The following is a 21,315-nucleotide window of genomic DNA, read 5'->3' as shown; positions in this document are numbered from 1 at the left end:
GGGAAAAAGTGGTATAATTTTACGGCTTTTCGGCGATATTTGCGCAAAAAATGTAGGTCACAGTGCAGGCCGCGGCATCCTCTCCTGGGTCGATACTGCGGCGTTCTGCTTCGATGATAGCGTCCGGGAACTCCCTGTACAGCTGTGCCCGGCAGGCTCGCAGGGCCAGTGCTTGGGCGGTGGACTCGCTGTAGTGGCAGGGCGTGGCGGCAGTTTCCCAGGTGTTTGTGCGCTGGATAACGCCCGGCAGCGTGACGCGGCCGATGTGCAACGGCAGGTAGTCGATCTCGGTGGTGCCGGTGTAGTCGGCGGGCGCCTCTGTCCGGTAAAGCTCCCGTCCCAGCAGTTGCCAGCTTTCTGCGGCAGCACTGCGCCCGGTCAGCGTGAGCTGTGTGGGATAGTAGGGCTGTGCGGCGCTGTAGCTTTTCTCTACCCGGGCCAACACCCGGCCGGAGGCCCCCTGCAGCACCGGGTTACCCTTGCGGTCCAATCGCTGCACATCTACGAGCAGGTCCCCCGCCTGCACCTGCTGGCCGACGGTCACGGCACAAAAACCGCTTTCGGCTTCAATGGCGGTGACCTCCCCCGCCGCTGCCGCGTACAGTGCGGTCTGGGTCGGCGGGGCTTCTATGGTCTGGTGCTCGGCCTCGGTACTTTCCACAAACAGGCGGCCACCGGTGAAATTTAGGCTGATCCAGCCAAAGCGGTCGCTTTGCTGCAGGGCGAGGGCCTGGACCTGAGCCAGGGCGTCCTTGGTCAGCAGTGTGCCCTCACAGATGTCCTGCCCTGCCAAAAGCTGGCGCAGGCTGGCTTGTGCGTCGGCATCCAGCGGTTCAAAATCGATCGTCCAGACAAAACGGCTGAGCAGTAGTGTCACCAAAAATGCCCAGGCTGCACCCAGTGGCAGGCCGGGACGTAAGGCCAGCTGCTCCAAAAATCCGCCCGGCCCGCGGCACCGCAGCAGCTTTACGGTCCAGCGGTCGTCCCCCAGCAGCGCTTGCAGCCGCGGCCAATCGACCCCGGCAATCTGCGCCTGAACTCCGCTGGGCAACGCACGGATATGGAACAGCCGAATGTCATGCAGGGCCGCCAGTGTCAGGGCGCGCTGGGGTTCCGCGCCGGTCAGCGTAAAGGTCAGCACATCGGCGGTGTGCAGGCGGGTCTTCATGGCTCCTCACCCCACTTGTTGGCAAAGTCGATGCGGCGGATCTTGCCGGTCAGGATCAGGCTTTTTCCGGTCAGGGATTCTATTTGCAGCGCCGCGCCATAAAATGTTACTGTAAAGCTGCCCATGTCCAGGCATATCTTTTCGGGGCCGAATTCCAGCACCCGGCGGCAGCCGCGGGTCAGCAGGCTGCTGCCGCGCAATTCAAATTCCGGCAGGCGATAAAAGGCGGCGGGCGGCTGAGCAAACAGATCCCCCGGGGAGGGCAGCAGTTGGCGGGAACGCTTTTTGGTCAGCTTGCGCGGCTTCATCGGCGTTCCCTCCTTTGCAAAAAGTCCCAATTTCAGTAACAATATACGCGGAGGGCAGCGAGTTATGAACCATCTTTTGCGGCGGCAGCGGTTGGAAGTGGCGGCGCTGGCCCTGCTTTGCCTGGGGCTGCTAAGCAGGCCGCAGGCAGCGGCACAGGGTTTTGCGGACGGTGCCCGGCTGTGTGTGGGCAGCCTGCTCCCGGCGCTGTTCCCCTTTATGGTGGTGTGTGAGCTGCTGGTGGGCATGGCCTTACCGAAAGCTCTGCTGCGCCCGCAGGCCCGTCTGCTGGGCCTGCAAAGTGAGGATACAGCCGCAGCGCTGCTGGCCTCCTGGCTGGGCGGGTACGCAGTGTGTGCCCGGCTGACGGCACAGCTGCGGGTGACCGGGCGCATATCGGCCCGGGATGCCGCGCTGCTGATGATGCTGGGCTGCTGCTCCGGCCCCGGGTTCGTGGTGGGTTATATCGGCGGGCTGCTGTTGGGCAGTACCTCACTGGGAGCACTGCTGTATGCAGGGCAGCTGGCGGCCAACCTGCTGGCAGCGGGGTTTTGCCTGCCGATGCTGCCTAAAGCGGATGCACACGGGGTAAGAGAGGTGCCGTGCAAAAAGGAAAAGCAAGAAATATCCCTGCCAACGGCAATAGCGTCCGCCGCTTCCACCTGCCTGGATCTTTGCGGCTGTGTAATCTTTTTCCGCGTGGCGGCAGGTGTTTTATTGTCGGTTACGCCCTTGCCTGACTCCGCCGCGGCCTGCGTCAGCGCGGCGTGTGAAATCACAGCCGGGTGCGCGGCGTTCGCAGCCCTTGGCGGCAAGGCGGCGCTATACGGCATCTGTCTGGCGATGAGCCTGCTGGGATTCTCCGTATGGGGCCAGCTGCGGCTGTTGCTGCAAGGCCGGGTGCCGATGCGGATGCTTGCCATAAGCCGCCTGCTGCATGCCGTCCTCTTTCCCCTGCTGGTGCGCCTGCTGCTTTGGGCGCTGCCGCAGGAGCAGACCGTGTTCAGCACGCTGGCCCCGCGGGTCGTACCAATGTGCCGCCTGCCGCCGGATGCCGCTGTGGTGGCGGCGGTGTTTCTTTGCACACTGCTTTACAAAGGTTACAAAAACATTTATAATACAATATAAGTATAATTTTGCACGATAAGGTGAGGATATGTTTAGAAAACCCTATTATGGCAGTAAAATTGCTCCCGCCTGCGCCTATTGCCTGCACGGCGCCCCTGCCGCCGACCCCAAGATGATCCTGTGCAAGCAAAAAGGTGTAGTATCCCCTTACTATTGCTGCCGTAAGTTCAGCTACGATCCGCTGATGCGTGTACCGCACCGCCAGGTGCTGCCGGAGCTGGACCCGAAAGATTTTACCCTGGATTAAAGGAGAAGGAATGGAAAGTAAAAAGCAGCAAAAACGCGAGGCCTTTCAGGATGCCTGGCGGACAAAACGCTCGGTCACGCTGGTGTATATCCTGCTGCGGGCTTCGGTTATCCTGGTGATGTTGGCGCAGATTTTTAACCGCAATTTTGAGAACGTCTTTCTCTGTGTGCTGACGCTGTTCCTGTTTATGGTACCCAGTATGCTGGAGCGAAAGTTAGATATTGCACTGCCAAACACCCTCGAAATCATCATCCTGCTGTTTATTTATGCGGCGGAGATCATGGGCGAGATTGGCGCATACTACGTCACCTTCCCCTACTGGGACACGGTGCTGCATACGCTGAACGGGTTTCTCTGCGCGGCCATCGGCTTCTCCCTGCTGGATATTTTGAACCGGCACAACAGCGCGCGATTCCACCTGTCGCCGCTGTATCTGGCCATTGTGGCGTTCTGCTTTTCGATGACCGTCGGCGTCATTTGGGAATTTTTTGAGTGCACGATGGACCAGCTGTTCTTTTTGGATATGCAGAAGGACACCGTGGTACAGAGTATCGGCTCCATCATGCTGGACCCTACCGGCGGCAACCACCCGGTGGTGCTGCACAACATCACTGATGTAATTGTCGTGCAGGCGGACGGCACCCAGACAGCCCTGGGCCAGGGCGGGTACCTGGACATCGGCCTGCTGGATACGATGGAGGATCTGTTCGTCAACTTTATCGGCGCGCTGACCTTCTCCATCATCGGCTACTTTTATGTGCGCAGCCGCGGCAAGGGTAAGTTTGCCAAGCGGTTCATCCCGGTGGCCAAAAACAGCGTCATGCCGGATGTATCGGAAATGGCAGAGACAAAGATCCCGGCGAAAAAAGAAGATATGACAGAATAAACAACCCCCAGCCTGTTCAAGTACAACAGGCTGGGGGCTTCTTACAAAATCTTATTTGGCTTTTTCCTGCAGCTCTTTGGCGCGGGCCAGCATGGGTTTGAGGTACTGGCCGGTGAAGGAGTTGGGGTTCTCGGCCACTTCCTCGGGCGTGCCGGTGGCAACGACCGTACCGCCGCCGCTGCCGCCCTCGGGGCCAAGGTCGATGATATAGTCGGCGCGCTTGATGACATCCAGGTTGTGCTCAATGATGATGACCGTGTTGCCGGCATCCACCAGCTTGTCCAGCACCTTGACCAGGCGATGCACGTCGGCCACATGAAGGCCGGTGGTGGGCTCATCCAGGATATACACGGTCTGCCCGGTGTCCCGGCGAGCCAGCTCGTTGGCCAGCTTAACGCGCTGGGCTTCGCCGCCTGAAAGCGTTGTAGCGGCCTGACCCAGCTGGATATACCCAAGGCCAACCTCCTGCAACGTCTGCAGCTTACGGGCAATTTTGGGGATGTTGGCAAAAAAGACGCAGGCCTCCTCCACCGTCATATCCAGTACGTCGGAAATGCTCTTGTCCTTGTACTTGACTTCTAGTGTTTCGCGATTGTAGCGCTTGCCTTTGCAGACATCGCAGGGCACAAAGATGTCCGGCAAAAAGTGCATCTCTATCTGCAAAATGCCGCCGCCCTCGCAGGCTTCGCAGCGGCCGCCCTTGACGTTAAAGCTGAAACGTCCGGGGCCATAGCCGCGCATTTTGGCGTCCTGCGTGTTGGCAAACAGCGATCGAATGTCCCCGAACACACTGGTATAAGTGGCTGGGTTGGAGCGCGGTGTGCGCCCAATGGGCGACTGGTCGATGCCGATGACCTTGTCCACCCACTCCATGCCCTCGACGGCTTCGCACTGGCCGGGGCGGCTGCGGGCGCCGTTCAGCGCGGCCGCCAGCGTCTTATACAAAATCTCATTGACCAGCGTGGATTTGCCGGAACCGGACACGCCGGTCACGCAGACCATCTTGCCCAGCGGGAAATCCACAGTAATGTCCTGCAGGTTGTTCTCGTGGGCTTTGACCACCCGCAGGAACTTGCCGTTGCCGGGACGGCGGGTCTCAGGCACTTCCACATACTTTCGGCCCGAAAGATACGCGCCGGTGATGCTGCGCTTGACCTTGCAGATGTCTGCCACGCTGCCCGCAGCTACGATCTCGCCGCCGTGCACACCGGCACCGGGGCCGACATCCACAATATAATCAGCCTGGCGCATGGTATCCTCATCGTGTTCGACCACGATCAAGGTGTTGCCCAGGTCGCGCAGGCGCTTCATGGTGGCGATCAGTTTATCATTGTCGCGTTGGTGCAGGCCGATGCTCGGCTCGTCCAGCACGTACAGCACACCGGTCAGCGCGCTGCCGATCTGGGTGGCCAGGCGGATACGCTGGCTCTCACCGCCAGACAGGGATGCCGCGCCGCGAGACAGGGTCAGATAGCCCAAACCTACGCTCTGTAAAAAGCCCAGACGTTCGCGCACTTCTTTAAAAATCGGCGCACCGATCATCTCATCCTTTGCGCTGACCTTGGCGTTCTCGATGAACTTCAACTCCTCGGTCACGCTCTTATCACAGAAATCGGCAATGTTGATGCCGCCGACCGTGACGGCCAGGCTGGTGGGCTTTAAGCGGCGGCCATGGCAGGCAGGGCACTCCTCGCTGGACATGACCAGGGCAATCTCCTCTTTGACCCACTCGCTGTTGGTCTCACGGAAGCGGCGCTCCAGGTTGGGAACCAGGCCTTCGAACTGGTTGTAGTAGGTGCCGGAGCCAAACATGCTCTCGCGCTGCATCTCAATGCGCTCATCGCCGGTGCCGTACAGTAGGGCATGCAGGGCTTCTTTGCTGAAATCCTTGATGGGAGTATCCAGCGTAAAGCCGTAGCGCTTGCCCAGGGCCTTGTAGGTCATCTCGGAGATGGAACCCTCGGCATAGTACCAGCCGCTGGCTTTGATGGCGCTTTCGCGGATGGATTTGCGCTTGTCCGGGATGACGCGGGCAGGGTCGACCTTCATAAAGGTGCCAAGGCCCGTGCACTTCTCGCAGGCACCAAAGGGGTTGTTGAAACTGAACATGCGGGGCGTCAATTCTTCCACCGAGATGCCGTGCTCCGGGCAGGCATAGCTCTGGCTGAACATCATCGGCTCGCCGCCAATGACATCGATAACGACCAGGCCGTTTGCCTGGGCCAGGGCGGTCTCAATGGAATCTGCCAGACGGCCGCGCACTGTATCGCTGATGACCAGGCGGTCGACCACGATCTCCACGGTATGCTTGATGTTCTTTTCGAGGTTGATCTCCTCGCTCAGATCGTACATGTTGCCGTCAATGCGCACACGTACAAAACCGGCGCGGCGGGCGGCGTCCAGCTCCTTGGCCTGGGTGCCTTTGCGGGCACGGACTACGGGGGCCAGCACCTGGAAGCGGGTGCGCTCCGGCAGCTTCATCACCTCGTCGACCATCTCATCAATAGACTGCTGGGTGATCTCCCGCCCGCAGATCGGGCAGTGAGGCACGCCAATGCGGGCATACATCAGGCGCAGGTAGTCGTAAATTTCGGTCACGGTGCCCACGGTGGAACGTGGGTTGTGGCTGGTGGTCTTCTGGTCGATGGAGATGGCCGGCGAAAGGCCGGTGATCTCGTCCACATCGGGCTTTTCCATCTGGCCCAGGAACTGGCGGGCGTAACTGGAAAGGCTCTCCATATAGCGGCGCTGGCCGTCGGCGTAGATGGTGTCAAAGGCAAGGCTGGACTTGCCGGAGCCGGAAAGTCCTGTCATGACGATCAGCTTATTGCGGGGCAGCGTCAGGTCGACGTTTTTCAGGTTGTGCTCCCGCGCGCCCTTGATGACGATGCGGTTGTTGGGGTCGATTTGAATCTTCGATCGGCGCTTTGTCTCTTTCACTTCGGTGCTCAACTTTTGTATTTCCCTCTTCCCTTGCGCTTTTTGGCAGTCGCCTTGCGCTCACTGGTATCGGCTGCGGTAGGGTCTTCCCCGCGCTCCAGCCGGGCAATCTCGTCGCGCAGCTGGGCTGCCAGCTCAAACTGCAGCAGGCGCGCGGCTTCTTTCATCTCTTTGGTCAGGCGTTCAATCGTCTGCTGGCGTTCCACGCGGCTCATACGGTGCTGGCGCATGCGCTTGTTTTCCTCGCTCATGCTGATCTCCAGCCCGCCGCCGATGGCCTTGACGATGGTCTTGGGGGTGATGCCATGCTCTTTGTTGTAGGCGTCCTGGATGGCACGGCGGCGCTCGGTCTCCATGATGGCGCGCTCCATGCTGGGGGTCACTTCATCAGCGTACATCAGCACTACGCCGTTGGCATTGCGGGCTGCGCGGCCAATGGTCTGGATAAGGCTTGTCTCACTGCGAAGGAAGCCCTCTTTGTCGGCATCCAGGATGGCAATCAGCGAAACTTCCGGCAGGTCGAGACCCTCACGCAGCAGATTGATGCCCACAATGACATCAATGGCGCCCACGCGCAGGTCTTTGATAATTTCCATGCGCTCAAAGGTGTCGACCTCGTGGTGCATGTACTTGGTCTTGACGCCGTGATCTTCTAAATAATCTGTCAGGTCCTCGGCCATCTTGACGGTCAGGGTCGTGACGAGGGCGCGTTCGCCGCGGTCAATACGCACACGTATTTCACCCAGCAGGTCTTCAATCTGACCTTCCACCGGGCGCACCATGATGACGGGGTCCAGCAGGCCGGTGGGACGGATGACCTGCTCGGCCACGCGGCTGGAGTGTTCCCGCTCATAATCGCCGGGGGTGGCCGAAACGAAGATTTTCTGGTGGACTTTCTGCTCAAATTCCTCAAATTTCAACGGGCGGTTGTCAAAGGCAGATGGCAGGCGGAAGCCGTATTCCACCAGCGTCTTCTTGCGGCTGTAGTCGCCGCCGAACATACCGCGGATCTGGGGCAGCATGACATGGCTCTCGTCCACCATCAAAAGGAAATCATCCGGGAAATAATCCAGCAGCGTGGTGGGCGTGGAGCCGGGGGCGCGGCCCGACAACACAGCCGAGTAGTTCTCGATACCCTTGCACATGCCGACTTCCTGCAGCATTTCCATATCGTAGTTGGTGCGCTGCTGGATGCGCTGGGCCTCCAGCAGTTTGCCTTCCTCGGTGAATTTCTTCACCTGCTGCTCCATCTCGACGGCAATCTTGGCAAGGCCTTCTTTCATCTTTTCCGGCCCAACGATATAGTGGCTGGCCGGGAAGATAGCGGCATGGCGCACCACGTTCTTGTGCTCGCCGGTCAGCGGGTCAAACTCAATGATACGGTCGATCTCATCACCGAAAAACTCTACCCGGATGGCAAATTCATCGTTGTAGGCCAGGTGGATGTCCACTGTGTCACCCTTGACACGGAACTTGTTGCGGATAAAGTTCATGTCGTTGCGCTCATATTGCAGTTTGACCAGGCGGCTGCAAAGTTCGTCCCGCTCCATCTGCATGCCGGGACGCAGGCTGATAACCATGCTGCGGTAATCGATAGGGTCGCCCAGGGAGTAGATGCAGGAAACACTGGCAACGATGATGACGTTGCGCTGCTCTGACAAGGCCGCCGTGGCCGAGTGGCGCAGACGGTCGATCTCATCGTTGATGGCGCTGTCCTTTTCAATATAGGTATCAGTGGACGGGATATAGGCTTCGGGCTGGTAGTAGTCGTAGTAGGATACGAAATATTCTACAGCATCATCCGGGAAAAAACTGCGCATCTCGGTGCAGATCTGGCTGGCCAGCGTTTTGTTGGGCTCCAGGATCAGCGTGGGGCGATTGCACCGGGCAATGATATTAGCCATGGTAAAGGTTTTGCCGGAACCGGTAACGCCCAGCAAGGTCTGGGCATCGTCCCCCTCATTGATGCCCTGTACCAGGGCGTCGATGGCCTGGGGCTGGTCACCGGTCGGCTGGAATGGTGCCTTTAGGTGAAACACATCATCCATAAAAGTTTCCTTTCGACACAACGATTGGTTGTAAGCTGATTATATCACAACTGAAAAGTAATGTAAAGTCTTTTGGTAGGTATTTTGTGCACTCGGCGGCCAAAAATATACCCTGCCGCGGCATAAGGCGGCAGGGCGAAACGGCAGCTTAAAAATCCGTACTGGCGGCGTTTAAAATGCCGGGGTGGGCGCTGATGTCCGGCAAACGGCCGCGGTCTGCCATAGAGCAGGCGTTCTCCCCTGCCACGATGATGTGGTCCAAAATAGAGATGCCCGCCGGGGCCAGCAGCTGCATAATTTTCAGCGTGGTCAGCTGGTCGGTGGCACTGGGCAGGGCCGGCCCGGTGGGATGGTTGTGGGCCAGGATGGCGGTGGAGGCGTTGGAGCGCAGCACATCCCGCAGTAGCTTGCGGGTATCGATGCTGACGTGGTTCGGCACACCCTCGGCGGCTTTCAGGTCGTAGAGCGGATGGCAGGAATCGTCCATCAAAATAATGTACAGCACTTCGTTTTGCAGGCCGAGGAACAGCGGCTTGATGTACTCAATAGCGTTGGCAGTGGTGTCCAATGTAGCCTGCTTTTTGCGCTTTTTCACGGCATAATAGCGGCCAAACTCCATAATGTCGGAGATCAGCTGGGCGCTGCGCGGGCCGACGCCCTTCACCTGCATCAGCTCTTGCGGCGTGGCTTCCATCACGCGGCAAAAACTGCCGAAATGGTCGATCAGCCGGTGTGCCAGTGGATTGGTATCCTGGCGCGGAATGGCCAGGTACAGCATATATTCCAGCACTTCGTGTTCGGCCAGGCTTTCCATGCCGTTGTGCGCCACACGCTCCTGCATGCGGGCACGATGATTCTCGTGAATAGGCCGCTCTTTGCTGTCTGCCATGGTTCCACATCCTTTTTGCCACTTTACGTTTTCCTGATTTCATTATATACTGAAAGAAAGATTTTGCAAAGAGATAAGTGAGGGTTCCATGAAAAGTTTTACCGCCGGTGCCAACGAGAATGACGTCCGCCTGAGCCGCTTTGTGGAGGGCGTGACCAAAGATATGCCCCGCAGCATGATGTACAAGGCGTTTCGCAACAAGCGCATCAAGGTCAACGGCAAACGGGCTGAGCCGGACACCCGCCTGAAAACGGGCGATTTGATCGAGATGTACATTAACGATGAGTTCTTCCCGACCGAGGGCGTCAAGCCCAAGGTCAAGCCGCCCCGCCGCCAGCCGCTGGTGACGGTCATCTACGAGGACGCCAACTTTGCGGTGCTGTACAAACCGGCGCACCTGCTGTGCCACAGCGACCGCACCGGCGATGCCAACCTGGTGGATGCCTTTGCCGCCTACCTGGAGGCCAAGGGCGAGTACAATCCCCACGCCGAGCAGCGCTTTGCCCCGGCCCTGTGCAACCGGCTGGACCGCGGAACCGAGGGCCTGGTGCTGGCCGCCAAAAGCTACACGGCCTTGCGGGACCTAAACGCCATCATCCGTGACGACCTGATGAAAAAAGAGTACCTGACCATCACGGTAGGTGCCCCGCCCGCCGGGCGGCATATCGCCTGGCTGCAGCACAGCGAGAAGAACAACAAGGTGCACATCCACGCCCGCCAGTGCGATGGCTATAAGCAGATCATCACCGATGTAACGGTCATCCGCCAGAACGGCCCCTTTGCCCTATGCCGCATCGGACTGATCACCGGCCGCACCCACCAGATCCGCGCCCACCTGGCCTACCTGGGTCACCCGGTGCTGGGCGACATCAAGTACGGCAACCGCAAGATGAACGAGCGCACCGGCCTGAAGACCCAGGCCCTCTGCGCCCAGCGGCTTACCTTTGGCCGCATCCCGGAGGAAAACACCCTGCACTACCTCTCCGGCCGCGTCATCAAGCTGGACGACCCGGCCATTGTAAAGAAGTTCGATGCACTGACTAAGACTGCCCCGCACAAAACGGAAGAATAAAACAACAATACAAGACCCATGCCGAGCCTGCGATTGCAGCGGCATGGGTCTTGCTTTTTCTATATTTTATTGTTCAGTATCGGGCACGGCGGCTTTGGCGGCCTCAGCGCGCAAGGCTTCCTCCTGGCGGTCAAAACGCTCCAGGAAGGAATGCTCCACACCCTCGGTCTTATAACCGGGCATGGTGTCCAGTGCGACGGAATGAATGCTGCGGAAGATGCTGTTCTCGATGTTGGGGTTGTCCCGCATCAGGCGGCGCAGCAGAACCTTGACCTCCTGCCGCTTGGAGCCGCCGCCACCGTTATCGCAGATGGTGCAGGCCTCGGTAAAGCGGCAGGCGCACTGGATGAATTCCAGGTCATTGTAGCGCCGCCAGGCGATGATGTCATCCTCGCGGATGCAGTACATCGGGCGGATCAGCGTCATGTCCGGGAAGTTGGTGCTGTGTAGCTTCGGCGGCATAGCCTGCATCTGGGAGCCGTAGAACATGCTCATAACGGTGGTCTCGATGACATCATTGAAGTGATGGCCCAGCGCAATTTTGTTGCAGCCCAGCTCCTGCGCTTTCTTGTACAGGTGGCCGCGGCGCATGCGGGCGCAGAGGTAGCAGGGCGACTTCTCGCTGTTGTTGGCAACATCAAAAATGTTGGTTTCAAACACGGTGATGGGCAGGTGCAGCAGCGCGGCGTTGCTCTCGATCTTCTGACGGTTGATCTCGTTGTAGCCGGGATCCATCACCAGATAGACCAGCTCAAAGGGCACCTCGCTGTGGCGCTGCAATTCCTGCAGCAGCTTTGCCATCAGCATGGAATCCTTGCCGCCGGAGATGCAGACGGCGATCTTGTCCCCTGCCTGGATCAGCTCGTACCGTTTGACGGCCACGATAAACGGCGTCCACAGCTGTTTACGGAATTTTTTGATAATGCTGCGCTCGATTTTCTGATAAGTTTCCAGTTGACGTTCCAAAATCAATTCTCCTTCTGTAACAGCTGGTGGTAGCAGGTATCAAAGGCAGCCAGGAAACCATCAATTTCTTCGTCGGTGGTAAGGTGGCTCAGGCTGATGCGCCACGAGGACAGCGCGTTGCGGCGGTCACGGCTGACGGCAAACACGGCCTTGGAAGGCATGCCGTCCGACGAGCAGGCCGATTTGACCGAGACGCAGACGCCCTGCTCACTGAGGGCCTGCTGAAAGCGGGTAGCCTTTATGCCGTTGACACTGACATTGAGGATATGCGGCACCGCATCCGCCGGGCTGTTGAAGCGCACCTCGGGGTACACCTGCAATGCGGCTGCAAGGCGGTTATGCAGGTGTTGTACGTGGGCGATGCGCTGGGGCTGCTCGGCCAGGGCTTTCGTCAGCGAAGCTTCCAGCGCGGCGGCCAGGCCCAGCGTGGGTGTACCGCTGCGGTAAATGGTTGTGCTGGCACCGCCGGAGATCTGCGGCTCAATAACCAGCCCCCGGCGCTTGTACAGTGCGCCGATTCCGTTGGGACCGTAGAATTTGTGGGCGGTAAAGCTCATGGTGTCCACGCCGTCAAACCAGAGGTCCGTTTTACCCACAGCCTGGGTGGCATCCACATGCAGGCGGCAATCCGGGTACCGCTTGACGATCTCGGCAATCTCTTTGACAGGCTGCACAGTGCCGATCTCGCTGTCCACGGCACAGACGGCGACAAGAATCGTATCCTTGCGCAGCAGTTCCCGCAGTTGGGCAAGGTCTGCTTTGCCGTCGCGGTTCACGTTCAGCAGGTCGATCTCGTACCCCTGCTGCTGCAAAACGGAGAGTGACGCCCCCACCGAGGAGTGTTCCAGCTGGGTGGAGATGATATGCTTGCCGATGTGCCGCGATGCCTGGGCAATGCCCTTGAGGGCCAGGTTGTTGGCCTCGCTGGCGCCGGAGGTGTAGATGATCTCGGCGGGCTGCACGCCCAGCTGGCTGGCGATGGACTCGGTCACGCGGGCCATTTCGGCCCGGGCGGCCTGCCCGGCGCAGTGGGTGGAGTTGGGGTTGGCGATATACGCCAGCTCGGTCTTGCAGTAAATATCCAGCACGGCCGGGTCGACCGGCGTGTTGGCGGAATAATCTAAGTAGATCATGGATGTCAGATTGCCTCATTTCATGGCGGCGGGGCACTTCCCCGGGAAAAGTATATACCAAAATATTATAGCACAAACACCTATTGCGTCAATAGGTTAAAAAGTGGGCCGGGCCGTCTTGACAAAATAAAAAAACTGTGGTATTATGCAAAAACCTAAAACAGGTGTGGATTTTTACAGTAGTCTATACTATTTTTCGCCACACAATGGTTCGGCTGGAATGTCGACCCATTGTGTGGCTTTTTGCTGTGTCTGGGAGGTACACTATGAATGATACGTTTATGAAGGAAAAACCGATCTTTCCCCTGCTGGTCAGCATGGCGCTGCCCATGGTCATCTCGATGCTGGTCAACGCGCTGTACAACATCGTGGACAGCCTGTTCGTGGCCCAGATCAGTGAGGATGCCATGACGGCGCTGTCGCTGGTCTACCCGGTGCAGAATCTTATCAACGCCATTGCCATCGGCTTTGGCGTGGGCATCAATGCGCAGATCGCCCTGCACCTGGGCGCGGGTGAGCATAAAAAGGCGAATATGGCTGCCACCCATGGCCTGATGCTCTCGCTGCTGCACGGTGTGGTCATCACGGTGGTCAGCATCCTGATCATGCCGACCTTCCTGCGGATGTTCACCAGCGACGAAACGGTCATCCGGATGGGCGTGACCTACTCGCGCATCGCGTTCCTGTTCTCCACGGTCATCATGGCCACCCTGGCATTTGAGAAGATCTTCCAGGCGGTGGGCCGCATGCGCGTTACGATGGTGGGCCTGATGGCAGGCTCTGTCTGCAATATCATCCTGGACCCGATGCTGATCTTCGGCATCGGCCCGTTCCCGAAAATGGGCATTGCCGGTGCGGCACTGGCCACCGGCATCGGCCAGATTTTGACGCTGACCATCTATTTGTTCGTGTACAATACTACGGAGATCAGTGTGCGGGTGCGCCGCGACTGCATGACGCCGAACCGCAAAATGGATGTAAGCCTGTATGCCATCGGCATCCCGGCCATTCTCAATCTGGCGCTCCCCTCGCTGCTGGTGTCGTTCCTCAACTCCATTCTGGCGGCTTATTCGCAGGTCTACGTGGTGGTGCTAGGCATCTATTATAAATTGCAGACCTTCCTGTACCTGCCTGCCAACGGCATTGTGCAGGGCATGCGCCCCATCATCGGCTACAACTACGGCGCGGGCGAGGATGCCCGCGTAAAGAAAATTTACAACCTGACCCTGGCCATGACGGGAACCATCATGGCGGGCGGCACGGTGCTATGCCTGGTGTTTGCCGGCCCGCTGATGAATGTGTTCAGCTCCAACCCGGAGACGATCGCCGCGGGCCAGACCGCACTGCGCATTATCTGCGTGGGCTTTATCGTATCTTCCCTTACCGTGACCGGCTCCGGCGCACTGGAGGGTCTGGGTAAGGGCACCGAGTCGCTCATCATCTCGCTGGTGCGCTACATTATCGCCATGATGCCCATTGCCTGGGTGCTGTGCCGCCTGCTTGGCCCCACGGGCGTCTGGCATGCGTTCTGGATCACCGAAGCCATCACAGCCGGTATCTCTGTCCTCGTCTACCACAAGGCCGTCAAACGGCCACAATAAGGCTATATAAGCAAGGCCCCCGCCGCCGGAAGTGAAGTCCGGCAGCGGAGGCTTTTGTTATAATGCTCAGGGGAGCGCAACATGCCATATCCGTAGCGGTTATCGCCAAAGTCGCGCTTGTTGACAAGCTTTACGCCAAGGAATTTAGACGTTCAGAACAACAGACTCGTAAAGTGGTAAGAAGCTTATAGTAACAAAGAAACAAAAAATCCCGCCACCTTATGTGGCAGGATTTGAGCTTTAAGAGTACTTCCTAGCAGTTCCACCAGCAGGTGAAACTCTTAGGACTTTGCAGGCTTTACATCAATCGTAGTTGTAGTATCGCCATCAGGTGCAGTAGCTGCCGTGGCCTCATTATAAGTGCCATCAGTATAAGTAATAGTCCAGCCGCTGTTCCAATACTGGACAGTGTGAACGGTACCATCATCATAGAGCACAATTTTAAATTTGCCCTTTGTTTCAGACAGATCCTTAACAGCATCATCATAGTCAGCAGCCGTGTTAGTGTCAGAGCCAAAAGCCAACTTGTCACCGTCCATTTTGCCGTACAACTCAGAAGCCTCGGTCTGAGCCGCCATAACAACCATACGGCACTCAGAAACAATCTTCTCCTTGTTGGCCTTGTCGATGTAGCCAGTCAGAGCGGGGATCAGCAGGGCAGCCAGGATGGCCAGGATGACCAGAACCACGATCAACTCGACCAGGGTAAAACCCTTGCGGTCCTTGAGTTTACGAATTTTTTCGAACATAATTTAGACTCCTCCTAAATTTAATCGGGGACGCACTCCATCCCCTGTTGGTGTATAATATTGTAACATATAAATTTCGATTTTCAACTGCCATGCTCGAATTTCGCAAGAAATGCACGGTATTTGTCGAATTATAAGCTATTTTATCACTTTCGGGTCGTTTTTCTCTTCCTATTAATCTTTTTTGCGCATAATATTGCCGATGGGAAAGATGATGTCCGTTAGAAAACCGTTAGAACTGCATAACACTGCACCAAGGAAAATATAAATAAAAAACGCCAAACCCTTTCGGATTTGACGTTCTTTCGCTGACGTACAGCCAACTGTTTGGTCCGAGTGGCGAGAGTCGAACTCACGGCCTCTTGAACCCCATTCAAGCGCGCTACCAAACTGCGCTACACCCGGTCGAACTGGGCTGTCTCGAATCAGCTTGTTCATTATAGCTGACTATAGGAGAAATGTCAACACTTTTTTTGAAAAAAATTCAAAAAAAGTGAACTTCCTCAAAAAACATCGCCGCCAGGTCGTTTTCTGGCGGCGGTATTTTGGCTGTATCAGGATAGATTCTGCCGCGAGGCCACACTGCTGCGCACCAGGGCGCGCTTCAGGCGGGCTTCGGCCAGTTCCAATTCGCGGGTATCCACGTTTTTCTGGGCAAGGATCGCCTCGGCGCGGGCTTTGCTGCGCTCGGCACGCTCTTTATCGATGGCATCGGCCCATTCAAAGGTGGTGGCCAGCAGGCGGCATTCGCCGCCGATCATGCTGAGCATGCCGCCCATACAGGCGGCCCGGCGGATGGTGCCGTCCTCCAGCGTAATGTGGGCCTCCCCCATGCCGAGGGCCGTGCAGTAATCGATATGCTTTGCCAACAGCTGGATCTGCCCGTTGATGGTGCGGCAGGAAACGGCCGAGACGCTGCCGTCAAAGGCAACGCCGTCCGGTGTAAGGATCTTCAGCGGGAAAACTGCCATCTGCCCGCCCCCTTACTGCTGTTTGGCCTTTGCCAGAACATCATCGATGGTGCCGGCAAACAGGAAGCAGCTTTCGGGAATGGAATCACATTCGCCGTTCAGAATCATCTTAAAGCCGCGCAGGGTCTCTTTCAGCGGCACATACTGGCCGGGCATGCCGGTGAACTGCTCCGCAACATGGAAAGACTGGGACAGGAAGCGCTGTACTTTACGGGCGCGGCTGACCGTGATCTTATCCTCTTCCGACAGTTCGTCCATACCCATGATGGCGATGATGTCCTGCAGGTCCTTGTAGCGCTGCAAAACCTGCTGTACGGCGCGGGCAACCTCGTAGTGCTCCTGGCCTACAACTTCCGGCGACAGGATACGGGAGGTGGAATCCAGCGGGTCGACAGCGGGATAGATGCCCTGGGAGGCGATGTCACGGCTCAGAACCGTGGTGGCGTCCAGATGGGTGAAGGTCGTGGCAGGGGCCGGGTCGGTCAGGTCGTCTGCAGGCACGTAGACAGCCTGTACGGAGGTGATAGAGCCCTTGCGGGTGGAAGTAATACGCTCCTGTAAAGCGCCCATCTCGGTGGCCAGCGTGGGCTGGTAGCCGACGGCGGAGGGCATACGGCCCAGCAGAGCCGAGACCTCAGAACCGGCCTGGGTGAAACGGAAGATGTTATCAATGAAGAGCAGCACATCCTGATGCTTGACGTCACGGAAATACTCCGCCATCGTCAGGCCGGACAGGGCTACACGCATACGGGCTCCTGGCGGCTCGTTCATCTGGCCGTAGACCAGCGCTGTTTTGCTGAGAACGCCGCTCTCGCGCATTTCGCCGTACAAGTCGTTGCCCTCACGGGTACGCTCACCAACGCCGGTAAAGACAGAGTAGCCGTTGTGGGCAGTAGCGATGTTGTAGATCAACTCCTGGATCAGAACAGTTTTGCCGACACCGGCACCGCCGAACAGACCGATCTTGCCACCCTTGGCATAGGGGCAGATCAGGTCAACGACCTTGATGCCGGTCTCCAGAATTTCGGTGGAGGATTCCTGTTCGTCAAAGGCAGGGGCGGCGCGGTGGATAGGCCAATGCTCTACGTTTTCGGGCGCGGGCTGCTCATCGACAGGCTCACCCAGCAGATTGAACACGCGGCCCAGGCAGGCATCGCCTACCGGTACGTTGATGGGGCCGCCGGTGTCGACGGCGTCGACACCGCGGACCAGGCCGTCCGTGGCGGCCATGGCGATGCAGCGGGCTACGTTATCACCGATATGCTGCGCCACTTCGACGACCAGCTTTTTGCCGTGATTGTCAAGTTCTACCGCATTCAGCAGGGCGGGCAACTCGCCGTCCTTGAAGCGGATGTCCAGGACCGGGCCGGTGATCTGCACCACCTTTCCGATGTGTTTTTCTGGCATAGCACACACTCCTTTGTGGGCTTTTTAAGATTCTGCGTCGGCACCGGCTACGATCTCGGTGATCTCCTGGGTAATGGCAGCCTGGCGGGCGCGGTTATAGTACAGGTTCAGATGTTCAATCATCTCACCGGCATTCTTGGTGGCGGCATCCATTGAGGTACGGCGGGCACCCTGCTCACTGGCAACACTCTCGCACAAGGCACCGTAGACGACACCGGCCAGATATTCCGGGATGATGGCGTCAAACACAGCAGTGCTGTCCGGCTCATAAAGCATCAGGCTTTCACGCTCCTGCCCCGGCTTGGGGCGCGGTGCATCGAAAGGCAGGACCGGCAGGATGGAAGCCGTCTGGGTCAGCATGGAGACAAACTGGGTGAACGCGATACGAATCTCATCAAACTCCCCTGACAAGAATTTCTGGCAGACAAGGCGCGAGATCTCGAAGCAATCGCTGACAGAAATGTCCCCCGCCACCGCAAACGAGGTGGTTAAGATCGAGGCATTATGGCGCTCGAAATATTCGACCGCCTTTTTACCGATGGGCAATACGCAATAACCCTGCTCCGGGGCATCGGCGGCATCTGCCTCCACCGCTTTAAGGATGTTGGCGTTGTAGCCGCCAGCCAGGCCGCGGTCGCCGGCAATTACGATATACAGGCGGCGGTGAGTCTCGCGCTTGGCAAGATACGGGCTGCTGAATTCAGAATCCGCAGCGGCAATATCAAACAGGGTGGCGTACAGCGTCTCAAAGTAGGGGCGGCTATGTTCTACCCGCTCCTTCGCGCGGCGCAGCTTGCTGGAAGCAACCAGCTCCATCGCCTTGGTAATTTGCATGGTGCTTTCGACACTTTTAATGCGAAGCTTGATCTCTTTCATCGAGCCAGCCATCGGCAGCACCCCCTTTGCAGTTTATTTTTCTTTAGTAAATTGTTCGGTATAAGCGGCGAGTACCTGTTTCAGCGCTCCCTCGGTATCGGGCTTCAGGTCGCCGGTGGTACGGATAGTCTCCATCACGTCGTTGGCGGCGGCATTGTCGTCCAAATACCGGTACAAGCCCTGCTCGTAGGCACCAATGTCGGCCACGGCAATATCCTTCAGATAGCCGTGGATGGTGGCGTACAGGATGGCAACCTGCTTCTCCACAGGTACGGGGCTGTTGCGGTCCTGCTTGAGGATCTCCACAATGCGCTCGCCCTGGGCCAGACGGGCCTTGGTATCGGCGTCCAGGTCAGAGCCGAACTGGGCAAAGCCTTGCAGCTCGCGATACTGGGAGTAGATCAGTTTCAGCGTACCGGCAACTTTCTTCATCGCCTTGATCTGAGCGTTGCCGCCGACACGGGAAACCGAAATGCCGGGGTTGACGGCAGGACGGATACCGGCGTGGAACAGCTCAGTCTCCAGGAAGATCTGGCCGTCGGTGATGGAGATAACGTTGGTCGGGATATAGGCCGAAACATCACCTGCCTGGGTCTCGATGATGGGCAGCGCGGTCAGAGAACCGCCGCCTTTCTCGTCGCTCAACTTGGCGGCACGCTCCAGCAGACGGCTGTGCAGATAGAAGACATCGCCGGGGTAAGCTTCACGTCCCGGCGGACGGCGGATCAGCAGCGACAGGGCACGGTAAGCAACAGCGTGCTTGGACAGGTCATCATAGATGATGAGGACATGCTTGCCCTTCTGCATGAAGTACTCGCCCATGGCGCAGCCTGCGTAGGGGGCGATATACTGCAGCGGAGACAGCTCCGAAGCTGTGGCGCAAACAACGGTCGTGTAGGCCATGGCGCCGTTCTTCTCGAGATTTTCCACGAGGGAAACGACGGTGGAGCGCTTTTGGCCGATGGCAACATAGATGCACAGAACGTCCTTGCCCTTCTGGTTGATGATGGTATCTGTGGCAATGACGGTCTTGCCGGTCTGGCGGTCGCCGATGATCAGCTCACGTTGGCCGCGGCCGATGGGGATCATCGAGTCGATGGCCTTGATGCCGGTCTGCAGCGGCTGCTTGACAGGCTGGCGGTCCAGGATGCCGGGAGCCGGGGATTCGATAGCACGGTAATCGGCAGCTTCGATGGGGCCTTTGCCGTCGATGGGCTGACCCAGGGCGTTGACAACACGCCCAATCATCCCTTCACCGACAGGGACAGAAACGACCTTGCCGGTGCGGTGGATGCTGCTGCCTTCCTTGATCCCGCTGTCATCGCCCAGCAGAACGATGGAAACGCTGTTTTCTTCCAGGTTTTGGGCCATGCCGTAGGCGCCGCTCTCAAACTGGACCAGCTCACCGGCCATGCAGTTGTCCAGGCCGGCGGCACGGGCAATACCGTCGCCGACCATTGTGACAGTGCCGGTCTCGCTCTGCTCGATCGCATTCTGGTAGTATTTGATCTGGGAGCGGATGATGCGGGAGATTTGTTCGGGTTTTAGTTGCACTGTTAGGTTCACCACACAATCTGTAAAATGAGGTGCTTTTACATCTTAATTAAAGTACGACGCTGCCGATGCTGTCGCGCAGACGTTCCAGGCGGCGCTGTACTGTGCCGTCCAGACGGGTGCCGTTCAGGTCCAGGCGCAGGCCGCCCAAAATCGAAGGATCGACCTTGGCGGTCAGGCGTACCGTTTTGCCGGTCATCTCCTGCAGTTTGGCAAGCAGCTTCTCGCGGGAGGTGTCGTTCAGCGGTACGGCAGACACAACGGTTACTTCGATAATGCCGTGGTCGACATTGTAGCGGTCACGGTAGGCGCGGACACAGCCGGGCAGTTCTGCCAGCAGGTTTTCCTCGCACAGCAGCTTTAAAAAATTTACCAGGTACGGGTGCGCTTCGGCAAAAGCCTTGTCAAGAAGCGCGCAGCGTTCTTTCTTCGGTACGCCGGGGGTGGAAAGAAGGCGCAGGTAGGCAGGCTCCTGGTTAAAGCAATCCAAGGCCACATCCAGCTCCGCCAACAGCTGATCAGTCAGCTGCTCTTCTGCCGCCAGATCGTACAGGCTGCCGCCGTAGCGTTTGGCAAGTTCGGTCACGAGGCATCCCCCACATTCCGAATAAATTCATCGATCAGGGCCTGATGATCGGCTTCGTTGATCTCGCGTTCGACCACCTTACCGGCGATCTCCACGGCCATGCCGCCAATCTCGTTCTTCAGGTCGTTCACAGCTTTCTTACGCTCCTGCGCAATATCGGCCTCGGCTGCCGCACGGATGGACGCGGCCTCGCTGCGGGCTTCGTTGAGGATGTCCTCTTCCCGCTTTTGGGCACGCACGGTGGCATCCCGCAGCAGCGAATCGCGCTCGGCCTTGATGCTTTGCAGATGAGCCTGATACTCCTGCTCCAGGGCAGCCGCCTTTTGCTTGGCAGCGTCCGCGTCGGCGTACATCGTATCAATTTCCTGCTGGCGGTCGTCGATCATCTTTTTGACCGGCTTGAACAGGAAATGCTTCAGCACGGAAAAAGTGATGAGCATATTGCAGAAGGTGAACAGCGCAGTCCATGGGTTGACGCCGACAAAACTTTCAAAGCCTGTCATGGGTCGTCCCCTCCTTTCGTGTCAGACCTTCTTAGAAAATGAACAGCAGAACCAGTGCAACGACCAGAGAGTAGATACCGGTCGACTCGGTGATGGCGCAGCCCAGAATCATGTTGGTACGCAGGGTGTTGGCCATTTCGGGCTGGCGGGCCATGCCTTCCAGCGCTTTGCCAACGGCGTTGCCCTCACCAAGTGCGGGGCCGATAGCGCCGATACCCATGCAGAGACCTGCACCGATCGCGCAGGCGGCTTTGATGATTGCTGTTTCCATAGAAGTTTCCTCCT

The 21,315-nt window shown here is 58.0% G+C and carries 20 protein-coding genes and 1 tRNA gene; 5 read left to right on the top strand and 16 right to left on the bottom strand.

What is annotated here, in order from left to right; all coding sequences use genetic code 11:
• Positions 1-19: 19 nt before the first annotated feature.
• Positions 20-1,168 carry a sporulation protein YqfD gene (locus tag OGM81_12595; GenBank protein ID UYJ43154.1) on the bottom strand — a complete coding sequence of 383 codons (1,149 nt, stop codon included), beginning with the start codon at positions 1,166-1,168 and terminating at the stop codon, positions 20-22.
• Positions 1,165-1,476 carry a YabP/YqfC family sporulation protein gene (locus OGM81_12590; protein UYJ43153.1) on the bottom strand — a complete coding sequence of 104 codons (312 nt, stop codon included), beginning with the start codon at positions 1,474-1,476 and terminating at the stop codon, positions 1,165-1,167. Before OGM81_12590 ends, OGM81_12595 begins: the two co-directional genes overlap by 4 nt.
• A gap of 64 nt (positions 1,477-1,540) precedes the next feature.
• Between OGM81_12590 and OGM81_12585 the strand changes: the two genes are divergently transcribed.
• From OGM81_12585 to OGM81_12575, 3 genes are read left to right on the top strand one after another with little or no spacing between them, the layout of a single operon-like run.
• Positions 1,541-2,602 carry a hypothetical protein gene (locus OGM81_12585; protein ID UYJ43152.1) on the top strand — a complete coding sequence of 354 codons (1,062 nt, stop codon included), beginning with the start codon at positions 1,541-1,543 and terminating at the stop codon, positions 2,600-2,602.
• Between the two features lie 28 nt (positions 2,603-2,630).
• Positions 2,631-2,849, top strand: a complete 219-nt coding sequence (locus tag OGM81_12580) for a hypothetical protein (GenBank protein UYJ43151.1) — start codon at positions 2,631-2,633, stop codon at positions 2,847-2,849.
• Positions 2,850-2,859: 10 nt separating this feature from the next.
• Positions 2,860-3,735 carry a hypothetical protein gene (locus OGM81_12575; protein ID UYJ43150.1) on the top strand — a complete coding sequence of 292 codons (876 nt, stop codon included), beginning with the start codon at positions 2,860-2,862 and terminating at the stop codon, positions 3,733-3,735.
• A 51-nt stretch (positions 3,736-3,786) separates the two neighbouring features.
• Here OGM81_12575 and uvrA read toward each other — a convergent pair whose 3' ends face one another.
• The 3 genes from uvrA to OGM81_12560 all read right to left on the bottom strand — a co-directional run bounded on the left by uvrA (position 3,787) and on the right by OGM81_12560 (position 9,612).
• Positions 3,787-6,687, bottom strand: coding sequence for an excinuclease ABC subunit UvrA (gene uvrA, locus OGM81_12570; protein ID UYJ43149.1), 2,901 nt, complete (start codon positions 6,685-6,687; stop codon positions 3,787-3,789).
• Complete coding sequence (gene uvrB, locus OGM81_12565) at positions 6,684-8,723, bottom strand: excinuclease ABC subunit UvrB (protein ID UYJ43148.1); 2,040 nt, start codon at positions 8,721-8,723, stop codon at positions 6,684-6,686. The genes uvrA and uvrB overlap by 4 nt, the downstream gene beginning before the upstream one ends.
• A 148-nt stretch (positions 8,724-8,871) precedes the next feature.
• Positions 8,872-9,612, bottom strand: coding sequence for a DNA repair protein RadC (locus tag OGM81_12560; GenBank protein UYJ43147.1), 741 nt, complete (start codon positions 9,610-9,612; stop codon positions 8,872-8,874).
• A gap of 88 nt (positions 9,613-9,700) precedes the next feature.
• Between OGM81_12560 and OGM81_12555 the strand changes: the two genes are divergently transcribed.
• Positions 9,701-10,684, top strand: a complete 984-nt coding sequence (locus tag OGM81_12555; GenBank protein UYJ43146.1) for an RluA family pseudouridine synthase — start codon at positions 9,701-9,703, stop codon at positions 10,682-10,684.
• A gap of 66 nt (positions 10,685-10,750) precedes the next feature.
• On the opposite strand, the gene OGM81_12550 is transcribed toward OGM81_12555, so the two are convergent.
• Together OGM81_12550 and OGM81_12545 are read right to left on the bottom strand one after the other, a co-directional pair.
• Positions 10,751-11,650, bottom strand: a complete 900-nt coding sequence (locus OGM81_12550) for a tRNA 2-thiocytidine biosynthesis protein TtcA (GenBank protein ID UYJ43145.1) — start codon at positions 11,648-11,650, stop codon at positions 10,751-10,753.
• A gap of 2 nt (positions 11,651-11,652) precedes the next feature.
• Positions 11,653-12,783, bottom strand: a complete 1,131-nt coding sequence (locus OGM81_12545) for a cysteine desulfurase (GenBank protein UYJ43144.1) — start codon at positions 12,781-12,783, stop codon at positions 11,653-11,655.
• 266 nt (positions 12,784-13,049) lie between these two features.
• On the opposite strand from OGM81_12545, the gene OGM81_12540 reads away from it, so the two are divergent.
• Positions 13,050-14,384 carry an MATE family efflux transporter gene (locus OGM81_12540; GenBank protein UYJ43143.1) on the top strand — a complete coding sequence of 445 codons (1,335 nt, stop codon included), beginning with the start codon at positions 13,050-13,052 and terminating at the stop codon, positions 14,382-14,384.
• 281 nt (positions 14,385-14,665) lie between these two features.
• Here OGM81_12540 and OGM81_12535 read toward each other — a convergent pair whose 3' ends face one another.
• From OGM81_12535 to atpE, 9 genes are all read right to left on the bottom strand, one after another.
• Entirely contained in the window at positions 14,666-15,133 is a 468-nt protein-coding gene (locus OGM81_12535; protein ID UYJ43142.1) for a prepilin-type N-terminal cleavage/methylation domain-containing protein, read from the bottom strand.
• 328 nt (positions 15,134-15,461) lie between these two features.
• Positions 15,462-15,538, bottom strand: a tRNA-Pro gene (locus tag OGM81_12530).
• A 149-nt stretch (positions 15,539-15,687) separates the two neighbouring features.
• Positions 15,688-16,104 (bottom strand): ATP synthase F1 subunit epsilon, encoded by a 417-nt coding sequence (gene atpC, locus OGM81_12525; GenBank protein ID UYJ43141.1) that lies wholly within the window; start codon positions 16,102-16,104, stop codon positions 15,688-15,690.
• A 12-nt stretch (positions 16,105-16,116) separates the two neighbouring features.
• Entirely contained in the window at positions 16,117-17,511 is a 1,395-nt protein-coding gene (gene atpD, locus OGM81_12520) for a F0F1 ATP synthase subunit beta (GenBank protein ID UYJ43140.1), read from the bottom strand.
• A gap of 24 nt (positions 17,512-17,535) precedes the next feature.
• Positions 17,536-18,399, bottom strand: a complete 864-nt coding sequence (atpG, locus tag OGM81_12515; protein ID UYJ43139.1) for an ATP synthase F1 subunit gamma — start codon at positions 18,397-18,399, stop codon at positions 17,536-17,538.
• Between the two features lie 21 nt (positions 18,400-18,420).
• Positions 18,421-19,941 carry a F0F1 ATP synthase subunit alpha gene (atpA, locus tag OGM81_12510; GenBank protein UYJ43138.1) on the bottom strand — a complete coding sequence of 507 codons (1,521 nt, stop codon included), beginning with the start codon at positions 19,939-19,941 and terminating at the stop codon, positions 18,421-18,423.
• Between the two features lie 49 nt (positions 19,942-19,990).
• Positions 19,991-20,527, bottom strand: a complete 537-nt coding sequence (atpH, locus tag OGM81_12505) for an ATP synthase F1 subunit delta (GenBank protein UYJ43137.1) — start codon at positions 20,525-20,527, stop codon at positions 19,991-19,993.
• Complete coding sequence (atpF, locus tag OGM81_12500; GenBank protein UYJ43136.1) at positions 20,524-21,030, bottom strand: F0F1 ATP synthase subunit B; 507 nt, start codon at positions 21,028-21,030, stop codon at positions 20,524-20,526. Before atpF ends, atpH begins: the two co-directional genes overlap by 4 nt.
• A 31-nt stretch (positions 21,031-21,061) precedes the next feature.
• Positions 21,062-21,301, bottom strand: a complete 240-nt coding sequence (gene atpE, locus OGM81_12495) for an ATP synthase F0 subunit C (protein UYJ43135.1) — start codon at positions 21,299-21,301, stop codon at positions 21,062-21,064.
• Between the last annotated feature and the right edge of the window lie 14 nt (positions 21,302-21,315).

This window comes from Oscillospiraceae bacterium, from assembly GCA_025758045.1.
In the GTDB taxonomy this organism is placed as follows: domain Bacteria; phylum Bacillota; class Clostridia; order Oscillospirales; family Ruminococcaceae; genus Gemmiger.
The sequence above is the reverse complement of the archived record's forward strand: the minus strand, read 5'-3'. Positions and strand labels throughout refer to the sequence as shown.

Bases quoted from the DNA above. Each gene is read 5' to 3' on its own strand.
- OGM81_12595 (UYJ43154.1), bottom strand. From the start codon at position 1,168: ATGAAGACCCGCCTGCACACCGCCGATGTGCTGACCTTTACGCTGACC.
- OGM81_12590 (UYJ43153.1), bottom strand. From the start codon at position 1,476: ATGAAGCCGCGCAAGCTGACCAAAAAGCGTTCCCGCCAACTGCTGCCC.
- OGM81_12585 (UYJ43152.1), top strand. From the start codon at position 1,541: ATGAACCATCTTTTGCGGCGGCAGCGGTTGGAAGTGGCGGCGCTGGCC.
- OGM81_12580 (UYJ43151.1), top strand. From the start codon at position 2,631: ATGTTTAGAAAACCCTATTATGGCAGTAAAATTGCTCCCGCCTGCGCC.
- OGM81_12575 (UYJ43150.1), top strand. From the start codon at position 2,860: ATGGAAAGTAAAAAGCAGCAAAAACGCGAGGCCTTTCAGGATGCCTGG.
- uvrB (UYJ43148.1), bottom strand. From the start codon at position 8,723: ATGGATGATGTGTTTCACCTAAAGGCACCATTCCAGCCGACCGGTGAC.
- OGM81_12560 (UYJ43147.1), bottom strand. From the start codon at position 9,612: ATGGCAGACAGCAAAGAGCGGCCTATTCACGAGAATCATCGTGCCCGC.
- OGM81_12555 (UYJ43146.1), top strand. From the start codon at position 9,701: ATGAAAAGTTTTACCGCCGGTGCCAACGAGAATGACGTCCGCCTGAGC.
- OGM81_12545 (UYJ43144.1), bottom strand. From the start codon at position 12,783: ATGATCTACTTAGATTATTCCGCCAACACGCCGGTCGACCCGGCCGTG.
- OGM81_12540 (UYJ43143.1), top strand. From the start codon at position 13,050: ATGAATGATACGTTTATGAAGGAAAAACCGATCTTTCCCCTGCTGGTC.
- OGM81_12535 (UYJ43142.1), bottom strand. From the start codon at position 15,133: ATGTTCGAAAAAATTCGTAAACTCAAGGACCGCAAGGGTTTTACCCTG.
- atpC (UYJ43141.1), bottom strand. From the start codon at position 16,104: ATGGCAGTTTTCCCGCTGAAGATCCTTACACCGGACGGCGTTGCCTTT.
- atpD (UYJ43140.1), bottom strand. From the start codon at position 17,511: ATGCCAGAAAAACACATCGGAAAGGTGGTGCAGATCACCGGCCCGGTC.
- atpG (UYJ43139.1), bottom strand. From the start codon at position 18,399: ATGGCTGGCTCGATGAAAGAGATCAAGCTTCGCATTAAAAGTGTCGAA.
- atpF (UYJ43136.1), bottom strand. From the start codon at position 21,030: ATGACAGGCTTTGAAAGTTTTGTCGGCGTCAACCCATGGACTGCGCTG.
- atpE (UYJ43135.1), bottom strand. From the start codon at position 21,301: ATGGAAACAGCAATCATCAAAGCCGCCTGCGCGATCGGTGCAGGTCTC.